The organism is Rhodococcus sp. JG-3, from assembly GCF_000482405.1.
In the GTDB taxonomy this organism is placed as follows: domain Bacteria; phylum Actinomycetota; class Actinomycetes; order Mycobacteriales; family Mycobacteriaceae; genus Rhodococcoides; species Rhodococcoides fascians.
The window spans coordinates 2,951,273-2,964,675 of record NZ_KI519398.1 but is presented as its reverse complement, the minus strand read 5'-3'; the positions used below and the strand labels follow the sequence as shown (position 1 = coordinate 2,964,675).

13 protein-coding genes are annotated in these 13,403 nt (G+C 65.6%); 3 read left to right on the top strand and 10 right to left on the bottom strand.

Features of this window, described 5'->3' with window-relative positions; genetic code table 11:
• Nucleotides 1-12: 12 nt before the first annotated feature.
• The 8 genes from K414_RS0115430 to rimP all read right to left on the bottom strand — a co-directional run bounded on the left by K414_RS0115430 (nt 13) and on the right by rimP (nt 8,405).
• Nucleotides 13-1,341: an MATE family efflux transporter gene (locus K414_RS0115430; RefSeq protein ID WP_027496751.1), complete on the bottom strand. Its 1,329-nt coding sequence runs from the start codon at nt 1,339-1,341 to the stop codon at nt 13-15.
• A complete protein-coding gene (locus K414_RS0115425) occupies nt 1,338-2,336 on the bottom strand; it encodes a DHH family phosphoesterase (protein WP_027496750.1) in 999 nt (332 codons plus the stop codon). The genes K414_RS0115430 and K414_RS0115425 overlap by 4 nt, the downstream gene beginning before the upstream one ends.
• Nucleotide 2,337: 1 nt before the next feature.
• On the bottom strand, nt 2,338-2,826 hold the full coding sequence (rbfA, locus tag K414_RS0115420; protein ID WP_027496749.1) for a 30S ribosome-binding factor RbfA: 489 nt from the start codon (nt 2,824-2,826) through the stop codon (nt 2,338-2,340).
• 100 nt (nt 2,827-2,926) lie between these two features.
• A complete protein-coding gene (locus K414_RS0115415) occupies nt 2,927-3,217 on the bottom strand; it encodes a DUF503 domain-containing protein (RefSeq protein WP_027496748.1) in 291 nt (96 codons plus the stop codon).
• Between the two features lie 157 nt (nt 3,218-3,374).
• Complete coding sequence (gene infB / locus K414_RS0115410; protein WP_027496747.1) at nt 3,375-6,299, bottom strand: translation initiation factor IF-2; 2,925 nt, start codon at nt 6,297-6,299, stop codon at nt 3,375-3,377.
• Between the two features lie 97 nt (nt 6,300-6,396).
• Nucleotides 6,397-6,729, bottom strand: coding sequence for a YlxR family protein (locus tag K414_RS0115405; protein ID WP_027496746.1), 333 nt, complete (start codon nt 6,727-6,729; stop codon nt 6,397-6,399).
• A gap of 96 nt (nt 6,730-6,825) precedes the next feature.
• Entirely contained in the window at nt 6,826-7,833 is a 1,008-nt protein-coding gene (gene nusA / locus K414_RS0115400; protein WP_027496745.1) for a transcription termination factor NusA, read from the bottom strand.
• The gene (gene rimP, locus K414_RS0115395) at nt 7,830-8,405 is read right to left on the bottom strand and encodes a ribosome maturation factor RimP (protein ID WP_027496744.1); all 576 of its coding nucleotides are present in this window, start codon (nt 8,403-8,405) and stop codon (nt 7,830-7,832) included. The genes nusA and rimP overlap by 4 nt, the downstream gene beginning before the upstream one ends.
• A 185-nt stretch (nt 8,406-8,590) precedes the next feature.
• Between rimP and K414_RS0115390 the strand changes: the two genes are divergently transcribed.
• Both K414_RS0115390 and K414_RS0115385 read left to right on the top strand, forming a co-directional pair.
• Nucleotides 8,591-9,100 (top strand): hypothetical protein, encoded by a 510-nt coding sequence (locus tag K414_RS0115390; protein ID WP_027496743.1) that lies wholly within the window; start codon nt 8,591-8,593, stop codon nt 9,098-9,100.
• Nucleotides 9,097-9,537, top strand: coding sequence for a ferritin-like domain-containing protein (locus K414_RS0115385; protein ID WP_027496742.1), 441 nt, complete (start codon nt 9,097-9,099; stop codon nt 9,535-9,537). The genes K414_RS0115390 and K414_RS0115385 overlap by 4 nt, the downstream gene beginning before the upstream one ends.
• On the opposite strand, the gene K414_RS27120 is transcribed toward K414_RS0115385, so the two are convergent.
• Nucleotides 9,500-10,957 carry an MFS transporter gene (locus K414_RS27120; RefSeq protein ID WP_051365127.1) on the bottom strand — a complete coding sequence of 486 codons (1,458 nt, stop codon included), beginning with the start codon at nt 10,955-10,957 and terminating at the stop codon, nt 9,500-9,502. The genes K414_RS0115385 and K414_RS27120 overlap by 38 nt on opposite strands.
• An 83-nt stretch (nt 10,958-11,040) precedes the next feature.
• On the opposite strand from K414_RS27120, the gene K414_RS0115375 reads away from it, so the two are divergent.
• Nucleotides 11,041-11,655 (top strand): TetR/AcrR family transcriptional regulator, encoded by a 615-nt coding sequence (locus tag K414_RS0115375; RefSeq protein ID WP_037219288.1) that lies wholly within the window; start codon nt 11,041-11,043, stop codon nt 11,653-11,655.
• Between the two features lie 3 nt (nt 11,656-11,658).
• Here the strand turns inward: K414_RS0115375 and K414_RS0115370 are convergent, their stop codons facing one another.
• On the bottom strand, nt 11,659-13,386 hold the full coding sequence (locus tag K414_RS0115370) for an acyl-CoA dehydrogenase family protein (RefSeq protein WP_027496740.1): 1,728 nt from the start codon (nt 13,384-13,386) through the stop codon (nt 11,659-11,661).
• Nucleotides 13,387-13,403: the final 17 nt, after the last annotated feature.

The window sequence follows — 13,403 nt, the reverse complement described above, 5'->3', positions numbered from 1 at the left end:
ATGCGAACGCGATCAGTCTCGCAGTTGCCGATCGCTACCGGTCACGAGCCATTTACCCGACAGCACTCGACCGGCGACCGCGACCATGCGCAGGCAGACGAACACACCCAGACCCAGCCAGATGCCCACGACACCCCAGTCGAACACCAGGGCAGACCAGATGAACGGCAGGAACCCGACGATCGCACACGCCATCGTGGCGTTACGCAAGAACGCGGCGTCGCCGCTGCCCAACAGCACCCCGTCCAACGCGAACACCACACCGGCCACTGGGATGATCGCCACGAAGATCCACCAGATCGCCTGCATCTGATCGATCACCGAGGCGTCGGTGGTGAACAATCCCGGGACGACCGGCTGCCCGGCGGCGAACACCGCCGCCAGGACCACCGCGAAGACCGTCGACCATGCCGTCAACCGGCGTGCGAGCGCACGCGCATCCTCGGTCCTGCCCGCACCCAGGGCCGCTCCCACGAGTGTCTGCGCAGCGATCGCCAACGAGTCGAGCATCAACGACACCAGGTTCCACAGATGCAGCACCACCTGATTTGCCGCCACCGACGCGGCACCGAATCTCGACGCGACCGCTGCGGCAGACAGGAAGCACGCCTGGAACGCGAGACTGCGCACGATCAGATCGCGGCCGAGCACCAGCTGCGCCCGCATGACCGACCAGCGCGGGCGCAACGGCGCACCCGACCGCCCGAGGGCACCGACGAACAGAGCGCCTGCGACACCTTGGCCGATGACGTTCGCAACGGCCGAGCCCACCAATTCGAGCCGGGGAAATCCGAGCAGGCCGTGGACGAGGAGTGGACACAGCACCGCCGACACGCCGAAACCGAGCACGACGAACCGCAATGGTGTCGTCGTGTTCTGCACGCCGCGCATCCAGCCGTTCCCGGCCAGCGATATCAGAATGAACGGCACCCCCACCAGCGCCACACGCAGCCACAGCAGTGCCTCCGCGGCAATGTCACCGCCACCGGCCAGTAGCGACACGACGGGGGCGGCGAACAACTGGACCACGAGGACGATCGCGAGACCGATGGCCACCGCCAGCCACGTCGCCTGCACCCCTTCCCCGACGGCGTCGCGCTCACGACCGGCACCGTGCATGCGCGCCGCACGCGCAGTGGTTCCGTAGGACAGGAAGGTCAGCTGCGTGCTGACCTGAGCGAGGACGAGCCCCCCGATCGCCAAGCCGGCCAGGGCCAACGCGCCGAGCCGGCCGACGACCGCCGCGTCGAACAGGAGGTAGAGGGGTTCGGCGGCCAGAACTCCGAGCGATGGAAGCGACAGCACGAGAATTCTGCGAGCCGTGACAGGGGTGGAACTCACGACGCCGACAAGGCCTCACGGAGCGCATCGATCACGTCGGGGAGCTCACCGGTCGCGGTGTAGCCAGCGGCGTTGTGATGCCCACCGCCGCCGAGCCCGGTCGCCACTGCAGATACGTCCACCTGCGTCTTGGATCTGAGCGACACCACCCAGACCGACCCGAAATCCTGCTGCTTCAACACCGCGGCCACCTCCGCCTCGGAGGTGGTCCGCACGATGTCGATGACACTCTCGATCTCCTCCGACCTCAGACCGGCCGAATCCTCGCTCCGGATGACGGCGTACACGAGCCCCCGTCCGCCCGCCGCGTCGGGCAGCAACTCGGCCGAACCCAGTACCGCCCCGAGCATCGGCAGCCAGTCGAAGGGGTGCGTATCGAGGAGGCGACGGGCGATACGTGCACCGTCGATGCCGGTCGCGAGCAATCTCTCGGCGAGCAGATGCGAGCCCGGCCGCACCCACCGGAACGACCCGGTATCGGTGACCAGACCCGCGAACAGCAGATGCGCCAGGTCCGCATCGATGTCGACACCCCACCGATCCAGCAGGCGGACGATCACGGCCGTGGTGGACTCGGCGGACGCGTGGACGACGTTCAGTGTTCCGAACCGCGTGTTGCTCCGGTGATGGTCGATGACCAGGGACTCCGATGCGGAGTCGAGCCGCTCGCCGAGCGAACCGAGTCGACCTCGGCTTCCGGCGTCCACGGTGACCACCAGATCGACCGATTCGGCTACCTTCTCCGGCTCCACCAGCAGATGCCGGTTCGGTAGCTCTTCCATCGATTGCGGCAGAAACGCGGGCGCGGCGAACGCCACCTGCACCTGCGCGCCGCGACGTTCGAGTACCGAACCGATTGCCAATCCGCTGCCGATCGTGTCGGCATCCGGCTGGACATGGCAGAGCACGGTCACCGAGGAAGCGCGCTCGAGCATCTCGATCGCACGCGCCAGATCCTCGTCCAGCTCGAACTCCGAACCATAGCCATCGGACATCTCAGTCGGCTTCGGCTGGCTCGACGGCTTCTGCATCGCCGCGATCCGCGGGGGACTCCTCGCGGGGAGCCTTGTACGGGTCCGGGTCTCCGGCAGGCTTCGCGTTCGCCCGGGCGCGAGCCAGCTCCTCGTCGGCCGCGCGAGCCCGTTCGAGGAGCTCTTCCATGTGTCGGGCGGTGTCGGGGACGGTATCCGTCACGAACGTCAGCGTCGGAGTGAACCGCACACCGGTACCGGCTCCGACCTTCGAGCGGAGAACGCCCTTGGCCTTCTCCAGACCCGCCGCAGCTCCCTGCAGATCGGGCGGGGTATCGAGATCCTCGCCCATCACCGTGTAGTACACCGTGGCGTCGTGCAGGTCGGCCGTCACCTTCGTGTCGGTGATGGTGACGAACGCCAACCGTGGATCTTTGATCTCGTGGTCGATCGCCGTCGCAACGATAGCGGCGATTCGCTTGGACAACTTACGAGCCCTGGCCTGATCCACCACGACAATCACACTCCTCTTTCATGGCCGGACGTCACTGCAGTGCGACGTCTCGGCGATTACGCTCCAACATTCGCCGAACACGTTCGACGAACTCCCCGATCTAATCCTCGGGGCCGAAAATTCTTCGGCGTACTGCCAACAGTTCCAGATCCTGACGCTCGGCGACGTGCCGCTCGCACTCGTCGAGCTTGTCGTGCAACAGGTCGACGTTCGTGCCCGCCGCTGCCACGCCCAACATCGAACGCCGAATACGTTCTCGCTCACCGGTTTCGGCGGCAGACACTCCCAGCCTCTGCAGATCGCCGAGAACCGGTTCCACCATCGACCGTTTCTCGGCGAGCGAACGCACGTCCCCCAACAACACGTCCAACTCCAAAGCACCCAGATACACGCTGACGTCGCCCCTTCGATCAGCTCCGACGACAAAGCCGGTGGCGGTACATATGTCGTACCACCACCGGCTCGTCCCCGGAGTGCAGTGTCACTCCCCTGGCTTCACCACCGAGCCGACGTGACCGGGAACGGAGCTGTTCAGCTCCGGACCTGTTCTAGTCGCGCGGCTTTTCACGGAGCTCGTACGCCTCGATGACATCGCCCACCTTGATGTCGGAGTACGTCACCGTCAAACCACACTCGTATCCCTCACGAACCTCGACTGCGTCGTCCTTCTCGCGGCGAAGCGAGGAGATCGTCACGGTCTCGGCCACGACCGCATTATCACGGAGCAGGCGCGCCTTGGCGTTGCGACGGATCGTACCGGAGGTGACGAGGCAACCGGCGATGTTTCCGACCTTCGAGGAACGGAACAGCGCGCGGATCTCGGCCTGGCCCAGAGCGACCTCTTCGTAGATCGGCTTGAGCATGCCCTTGAGGGCCTTCTCGATCTCGTCGATGGCCTGGTAGATCACCGAGTAGTACCGAATGTCGACGCCCTCGCGGTTGGCGAGTTCGGTTGCCTTGCCCTCGGCCCGCACGTTGAAGCCGATGATGATCGCGTTGGATGCCGACGCCAGGTTGACGTTGGTTTCCGTGACGCCACCGACACCGCGGTCGATGACGCGCAACTCGACTTCGTCGTCGATCTGAATACCGAGCAAGGCCTCTTCGAGCGCCTCGACGGTTCCCGAGTTGTCACCCTTGAGGATCAGGTTGAGCTGCGAAGTCTCCTTCAGAGCTGCATCGAGATCGTCGAGGCTGATGCGCTTGCGACTCTTGGCCGCCAGAGCATTGCGCTTACGGGCATTACGGCGATCGGCGATCTGACGGGCGATCCGGTCCTCGTCGACGACCAGAAGGTTGTCGCCTGCACCGGGCACCGACGTGAAGCCGATGACCTGAACGGGCCGGGACGGCATCGCTTCGGTGACGTCCTCGCCGTGCTCGTCGACCATACGACGCACGCGGCCGTAGGCGTCGCCGGCGACGATCGAGTCACCGACGCGCAGCGTTCCGCGGGCGATGAGCACGGTGGCCACCGGACCGCGACCGCGGTCGAGGTGTGCCTCGATGGCGACACCCTGGGCATCCATGTCCGGGTTGGCACGCAGATCGAGTGACGCATCGGCCGTCAGCAGCACCGCTTCGAGGAGGGCATCGATGTTGGTGCCCTGCTTGGCGGAGATGTCGACGAACATCGTCTCGCCGCCGTATTCCTCGGCGACCAGACCGTATTCGGTCAGCTGCTGCCGGATCTTGTCCGGGTTCGCGCCTTCCTTGTCGATCTTGTTGACCGCGACCACGATCGGCACGTCGGCCGCCTGGGCGTGGTTGATGGCTTCGACCGTCTGCGGCATGACACCGTCGTCGGCCGCGACCACGAGGATCGCAAGGTCGGTGGCCTTGGCACCACGAGCACGCATGGCCGTGAAGGCCTCGTGACCGGGGGTGTCGATGAAGGTCACGAGACGCTCGTTGCCTTCGAGCTCGGTCAACACCTGGTACGCACCGATGTGCTGCGTGATGCCGCCGGCCTCGCCTTCGCGCACCGTGGTGTTACGAATCGAGTCGAGCAGTCGAGTCTTACCGTGATCGACGTGGCCCATGACGGTGACCACCGGGGGACGCTGCTCGAGATCTTCCTCGCCGCCGGCATCTTCGCCGTAGGTGAGATCGAACGAATCGAGCAGTTCGCGATCCTCGTCCTCGGGACTGACGACCTGCACGACGTAGTTCATCTCGCCGCCGAGAAGCTCCAGCGTCTCGTCGTTGACCGACTGCGTCGCGGTGACCATCTCACCGAGGTTGAACAGTGCCTGCACGAGTGCAGCGGGGTTGGCGTCGATCTTGTCTGCGAAGTCCGACAGCGATGCTCCGCGGGCGAGACGAATGGTCTCGCCGTTGCCGCGGGGCAGCCTGACGCCGCCGACTGCGGGAGCCTGCATGCTCTCGTACTCGGCGCGTTTCGCCCGCTTCGACTTGCGACCGCGGCGGACTGCTCCGCCGGGCCGACCGAACGCACCTGCTGCTGCGCCACGCTGACCGGGACGGCCACCGCCGCCGGGACGGCCACGGAAGCCACCTGCGGGAGCGCCGCCTGCCGGTGCACCACCGGGAGCGCCACCGCCGCGGTAGCCACCGCCACCGCCGCCGCCCGGACGTCCACCCGGTGCGCCGCCGGGGCGACCGGGACGGCCTGCTGCGGGGCCGGGACGTGCCGAACGAGTCGGCATCGCACCCGGATTGGGGCGAGGAGGCATGGAGCCCGGGCTGGGCCGAGGTCCGGCCTGACCCGGTGCGGGACGGGGGCCGCCCTGTCCGGGAGCCGGACGAGCGCCGCCTGCCGGTGCGGCCGGGCGGGGTCCGCCCTGTCCGGGAGCCGGTCGTCCGCCGCCGGGGCGCGGAGCACCGGCACCGGGAGCGGGTCGCGGGGCCGGTCGTTCGACCGGAGCCGACGAGTACGGGTTGTTTCCGACGCGCGGAGCCTTCGGGCCGGGCTTGGGGCCAGGACCAGCGGGCTTGGGGGCGGCCGGAGCCGACGCGGTTGCCTCGGCCGACGCGGCAGGTGCCTGCTCGACCGGAGCAGCGGGTGCTGCCGGACGAGGGGTGGGCGCAGCCGGTGCCGGCGTGGGCGCAGCGGCCGGTGCCGAAGGGGCAGCGGGAGCTACCTCTGCGGGCGACTGCGCTGCCGGAGCTTGCGCTGCGGGTGCCTGTGCAGCGGGGGCCTCGGGCTCGGCCGGGCGGGATGCCGGCTTGGGTCCGGGACGAGGTCCACTCGGCTTTGCTGCGCCGGGCTTCGCGGCGGAATCCGACGCACGATGTGCTGCTGCGCGACCGTTGGGTGCTGCTGCACCGGACGCCGGCGCGTCCGCGTTTGCGGACGGGAAGGATTCACGAAGTCGACGAGCCACGGGGGCTTCGACTGTGGATGATGCGGACTTGACGAACTCGCCTTGCTCTTTGAGCCGTGCGAGTAGTTCCTTACTGGTGACACCGAGTTCTTTTGCCAACTCGTGCACGCGGGCCTTGCCTGCCACTGCTCTCCTCACTGAGAGGCCGAGCGAGGCTTGGTGCCCGCACGACCTCGGGTTATCTCCGATGGACGTTCATCGTTGGTGCTTCACGGTGTGCTCATCAGTGCTGTTGCCTGTTCTTGTCGACGGGTGTTGCTCTTGTCGTGTTCTCGCCGTGCAGCCGTTCGTGCTCGTCGAGCACGTCCGATACTGCGGACGATTCCACATTTCCCGATATCCGAAACGCGCGGCCGAAGACTCGGCGACGTTCCGCATTGTGCAGGCATTCTCGGTTGTAGTGCAACCAAGCACCACGACCGGACATCGAATGCCGGATGTCGGGGACGAGAGCGAATTCGTACGAACCAGCTTCTCGAACCACGATCCTCAACAGATCGGCGGCCGGCACTCGCTCCCTGCACCCGACACATGTACGATTCGGCCGGCTTGTCACAACCGGATTCTCGCGTTCACGTCTCCGAGCGGAGAGGTCGTTACCGAACCATCGACCACTCTACCGCTGTATTGCCTCGATCTCCGCATTCCGGCCCTAGGCGCTGGTCGTCTCGGGTGCCGCCGCGTCACTGCGGATGTCGATACGCCAACCGGTCAATCGAGCGGCAAGTCGAGCGTTCTGCCCTTCCTTGCCGATCGCCAGCGACAACTGGTACTCCGGGACCACCACTCGCGCCGCGCGAGCGGCTGCGTCCACCACGGTCACAGACACAACCTTCGACGGCGACAGTGCATTCCCGACGAACGTCGCCGGGTCCTCGTCGAAGTCGATGATGTCGATCTTCTCGCCGGCCAGTTCGCTCATCACATTCCGCACGCGCTGCCCCATCGGCCCGATACATGCACCCTTGGCGTTCAGGCCCGAGACCGTCGACGCGACCGCAATCTTCGAGCGGTGCCCCGATTCACGCGCTACCGCCACGATGTCGACCGAACCGTCGGCGATCTCGGGCACCTCGAGCGCGAACAACTTGCGCACCAGATTGGGGTGTGTGCGCGAGAGCGTGATCTGCGGGCCGCGGTTGCCCCGCGCGACTCCGACGACGTAGCACTTGATGCGCTCACCGTGCTCGTACGTCTCCCCCGGAACCTGCTCGGCGGGCGGAAGCAGGCCGTCGGCCCCGTTCGCCTCGCTGCCGATCCGGACGATGACGGTGCCCTTGGCGTTGGCGCGCGTATCGCGCTGAATGACGCCGTTGACGATTTCACCCTCGTGGGTCGAGTACTCCCCGAAGGAGCGCTCGTGCTCCGCATCGCGCAAACGCTGCAGAATCACCTGACGAGCGGTGGTGGCAGCGATCCGGCCGAAGCCTTCCGGCGTGTCGTCCCACTCGGAGATCAGATTGCCCTCGGCGTCGAACTCCTTGGCCATCACCCGGACGGAACCGGTCTTGCGATCGACGTCGATTCGCGCGTTGGACTGGTGCCCCTCGGTGTGCCGGTAGGCGGTCAACAGCGCGGTCTGGATCGTCGAGATCACCATCTCGATCGGAACGCCCTTGTCCGCCTCGATGGCGCGCAGAGCTGCAATATCGATATTCACTTGTCCGACCCTTCTTCCGGTGCTTCCACATTCACGATTTCGTCGGTGTTCGCGGGTGACGGCCTACCGCCCACCACGCCGCCCGCAAGATCCATCTCTTCTGCGGTCGGCCGCGAAAATTCTACCTGCACAACAGCTTTCACAACATCGGCCAGCGCGATCGATCGTGTCGAGAGAACTCCCTTGTCCTTGATCACGAGGGCAACCGAGTCACCGTCGAGAAGTCCGACGCGGCCCTCGACCTTGCCGTCGGCGAGTTCGATCCGCACCTTGCGACCACGCGCGCGACGCCAATGCCGTGGTTGTGTCAACGGGCGATCGATTCCGGGAGTGGTGACCTCGAGGGTGTACGGCGCTTCGCCGAAATCGGTCACGCCGTCGAACACATCGGAGATCACCCGGCTCAATTCCGGTAACGCGTCGAGGTCGACGCCGTCTTCACGGTCGACCATGATGCGCACGGCACTGTGTTTACCGGCAGCGACCACGTTCACGTCCTCGAGGTCGTAGCCCCGATCTCGAACCAGGTCGCCGAGCAGTTCGACAACCCTTTTCTGGGACGGAACAGGCATGTCGCGAACTCCTCGTGTGTAGTTGTCGGCAATGCGGCACAGGTGCGCCGGACCGCGTTTGGTGAACCAACAGACTACCGCCCCGCAGGTGGTGCTCGCGACCACGCACGGCCGAGGCGACACACGGGCACGGCGCGTGTCGCCTCGAGGGTCCGACACGGTCGAGGGTCTGGCACGATATCGGGGTGCCCACGCCGACCGCCCCTCTCTCGTTGAACAGACGTGGGTTGTTCCGGCTCGCCGGTGCCGCCGTACTCACAGCGGCCACGGCGTCGACCGTCACGGCTTGCGGCGCGGAGGAAATCTCCGGTCCCGCACTCGATTCTCTGACGGCACAGTTGCGCTCCGCTCGCTCCGACGCCGCGGCTGCGTCTTCGGCGGCAACGGTCGCTCCCGATTACGCAGGAGCTCTCGGCGTGGTCGCGGCCCAGCGGACCGAACATGCGGATGCACTCGAGACCGAGATCGCCCGGGCTACCGGAGCGACCACCGACACCTCGTCGGCGACTGCCACGACGACCACGAGCGCGGCCCAGTCCGCGCCGCCACCCGATCTCGGCGCGGTGCGCGATGCGCTGACCGCCTCGGCACGCAGTGCGGCGACCGCCGCCCGCGACGAAAGCGGTTATCGCGCCGGCCTTCTCGGGTCGATCAGTGCCTCGTGCACGGTGTTCGCTCAGGTGGTACTCGCATGAGCGATCTCGGACCCGAACAACAGGGGCTCGTCGATGCACTCGTCGCCGAGTACGCAGCCGTCTTCGCGTACGGGATCGTCGCGGCGTTCTCCAACCCGACCCGAGCAGACATGGTGGCCGCGTGCACCGCGGCACACCGAGCGCGTCGAGACTCGACCATCGACGCACTCCGCGCGGCCAGCGTCACAGCGCCCCTGCCCGATCCGGCATACGCGTCTCCGTTTCCGGTGACCGATGCGATCTCGGCTGTGCAGCTCGCTGTTCAGGCAGAGATCGACACGAGTGTGGCGTGGCGCTCGGCCGTCGAGCGCAGTCGATCCGGCGGCACTCGCGAGATGGGCGTCCAGGCACTGACCGAGGCCGCGATCAGACTGGCCACATGGCAGCAGATCCTCGGCGTCACACCGTCGTCGACGGCTTTTCCCGGTCAGCCGTGACCACGTCGTCCGCCGGACCGGCGGAACGACCCGGCATGAACAGTGCCGCAACCAATCCGATCGCCACCGCCCCTGCGCCTACGAGTAGAGCGGGTGCCAACGCGTCGGTGTATCCAGCGGGGGTGAGTGATCCTCCGTTTCCGATGAACACCGCCGTCAGGACGGCGATTCCGAGCGCAATTCCCACTTCCCGCACAGTGGAGTTCGCACTGCTCGCCGTGGCGTGATCGTCGTCGTCCATGTCTCGCAACACTGCGGTCGCCGAGGGCGCGAAGGTCAACCCCATGCCGACTCCGGCCATCAGCAGCGCGGGCACCATCGACAGGTAGGCGGTGTCGGGTCCGAGGATCAGTGCCATCCACACCAGTGACAGCGACTGCAACGCCAGTCCGGACACCAACAAGCCGCGCAAGCCGACTCGATCGGCCACGAGACCCGCAATGGGTGCGACCACCATAGGCGCGGCGGTCCAGGGCAATGTGCGAAGGCCCGCCTCGAACGGGCTGTAGTGCATCACTATCTGCAGGTACTGAGCAAGCAGGAACACGGCCCCGAACATGCCGAGCGAGAACGTGATTCCGATGATGTTCGCCAGCGTGAAACTGCGTGATCGGAAGAGCGTCAACGGCAGTACCGAGAACGGGGTTCGCCATGCTCGGGAGACGAACGCGAGGAGAAGCACCGCAGAGCCGACGAAGCTCGCGAGCACGGTGGTCGATGCCCATCCGTCGTCGTTGCCGTGGACCACCGCCCACACGAGCAAGAACACCCCGCCGCCCGCGAGCACCACACCCAGTAGATCGAGAGGTTGCCTGCGTCCGGTCGACTCGGTCAGGGCGATGTACGCCAGCGGTACCGCGACGAGTGCCACCGGGACGTTGATCCAGAAGATCGCTTGCCAGGAAATACCGTCGACGACCGCACCACCGACGACAGGCCCGAGTGCGACACCGAGGCCCGAGACACCTCCCCAGATTCCGATTGCCATGGCTCGCTTGGCAATCGGGACGACAGCTGCGAGCAGAGTCAGCGACAGCGGCATGATCGCCGCGGCACCGAGGCCCTGTATCGCCCGCGCGGCGATGAGCATTGCCGGACTCGTGGCGAGCGCGCTGGCCACGGAGGCCGCGGTGAACAGCGCTATCCCGCCGAGGAACACCGCGCGCCTGCCCCAGCGATCGCCCAATGTCGCTGCGGTGAGCATGAATGTCGCGAAGCTCAGCGTGTAGGCGTTGAGGAACCACTGCAGCTGTCCGACCGACGCATTCAGATCCTGCTGGACCACCGGCAGCGCGCTGGTCATCACCAGATTGTCGAGGGTCGCCATGAACATGGGCAGGGATGCGGCGACGATTCCCAGCCACACGGGAATCGACCGAGCGGCGGGGTGCACTGCAGGCGGAGAGGCTGTAGCGGTCATGGCGAACGTCCCGTCTCGAGTTTGTAAGCATCGAATGATTACTTATGATGCGACCGTAAGTTATCGACTGATAACCTGTCAATATGTCCGACACTCCCACGCCCAAGCCCCGAGCAACCCGAATGGACGCGGCCGACCGTCGAGAACTCGTCCTCGACGCCGCGACACGAGCGTTCGCACGCGGGGGCTTTGCCGGGACGAGCACCGATGCGGTGGCCAAGGAAGCGGGCGTCTCGCAGCCGTACGTGGTTCGGATGTTCGGAACCAAGGTCGAATTGTTTCGGCTGGTCTTCCAACGCTCCATCGACGGCATCATGACGGCGTTCGACGCAGTGCTCGCTTCGGGGCCTCTGGACCCGTCGGACGACGAGACCTGGGCCGACCTGGGCGGTGCCTACGCCGATCTGGTGGCCGATCGCGACCTCTTGATGGTCATGATGCACGGGTTCGGTGCAGGGTCGGTACCCGAGATCGGCCGCCAGGCACGAGAAGGAATGGGCGCGATCTACAACCAGATCCGCAGCGGTACCGGGTGTTCGGAAGATCAGGCTCGGCAGTTCATCGCGCACGGAATGCTGCTCAACGTCTTGTTGTCGATGCAGGCACCGGAGCATCCGGAGGACAGCGACGGACTGCACGAGATGACGATGTGCGCGTTCGGAACCAAGCTCGTCCCAGCCGATTCCGGACAGCTGTGACGCCTAGGGACGCATCTCGTACCGACCGTCGTACGTGACGACGTCGTTCCAGACCGTCTCGAATCGTGCTGCGTCCACCACCGGCTTGCGTACGGCGTCCAGCGCCCATTTCTGCTGCGCATCGGTCGACGACGGCTTTCCGTACAGCGCGACGGCGTAGCCGGAGAAGTCCCTGATCTGGAAGTCGAAGATCTGGTCCAGCATGTCGGTAGAGATCTCGTCGGCCTGTTCGAGGATCAGGTGGCCGTAGACGACGAGTGAGAACAGATGCCCCACCACGAGCAGGAAGTCGAGGTCCTGTTGCTGCGACTCGTCGGGGGCGCACTCGGCGAGGAACGACGCGAACGCCTGGGCCTGCTCGTAGAAACGACCCACGTTGGGAACACCGGAATGCTTGCGATACACCGGGTTCCAATCGTGGAACCGAACCGAACTCGCGCCGCGAGCGGGGCCTTGGGCGAAGAAGAATCCGTCGTCGACGGCGTCGGTGAACCTGGTGACCTCCGCCTGATCGGTGGGCGAGAACATGTATGCCGGCATGAACTTGAGCATCAAGGCGACGTTGACATGCACCGTTCCCTCGAGTTTCGGCAGTGTTCCGATCAGTTGCGCGGCTTCACGGAAGTAGGTGTTCTTCTCGTACCCCTTGGCGGCGATGACGTCGTGCAGCAAGCGGACCACTGTCTCGCCCTCGGACGTCACCTTGGCCTTGGTCATGGGGTTGAACAACAGGTAGCGCCGGTCGCCGGGACCCGCAGCGCGGAAGTAGTCCAGCGCACGCGCACTGAACAGCTTCATGGCGGTCAGCCGCGAGTAGGCATCGACGAATGCACTGCGCACATGGGGGAATTCGGTGACACGGTTGCCGTACAGAATCCGATTGTTGGCGTGTGTGATCGCCTCGTAGAACGCGTGCTCGCAGATGCCGATCGAGCCGGTGCAGAGGTTGAACTTGCCGACGTTGACGGTGTTCAGTGCAGCCGAGAACGCGTCGGGTCCGGTATGCAGAATGTCCTCGCGGCGAACGGGATAATTCTCGAGCGAGAAGGTACTGACGTACATCTGGCCGTGAACGACGCTCTCACGCAACCGATACGCGGGATGCGAGCTGTCGGCAACGAAGAAGACGTACGACTCCGGCCCGTCGATGTCGGTGCGTCTACCGAACACCGACACCATGCCCGCCACGTTGCCGTTACCGATGTAGTACTTCTCCCCCGATGCCGTGAATTCGACGGTGTCGGAACCCTCGACGGCGGGCGTCAACAGCATGTCGGTGGAGTAGACGTCGGCACCGTGTGCGCGCTCGGACAATCCGAATGCCATGACGCCGCCGCGGTCGAGCTCACGCGCTGCGCGGCGCTTGGCGTCGTCGTTGTCGCTCATCCAGATCGGGCCGAGGCCGAGCACCGTGACCTGCCAGGTATACCAGTAGGCCAAGCCGTAGAACCCGAGAATTTCGCTCAGAGCGGCGTTGCGGGCAGCGTCCCAACGAGCGTTGGGCAACCCGTTCGCATACTCGGCCGGCGTCGAGAATGTGGCGAACAGTTTCTGCGCTGCGACGAACTCGAGGAAGTCGGCGGGCCAGACTCCCTCGAGATCGTCGGCGAGCAGCCTGGCCTTACCGCGATTCTCGAACCAATCGATCAGTGCGCGGAGCTGACGACGAGATTCCTCGTCGAGCTCGGCGGGATCGAAAGTTGTCGGATCGAACAGCGCAAACTGAGCCACGGTGTGACCTCTCCTAG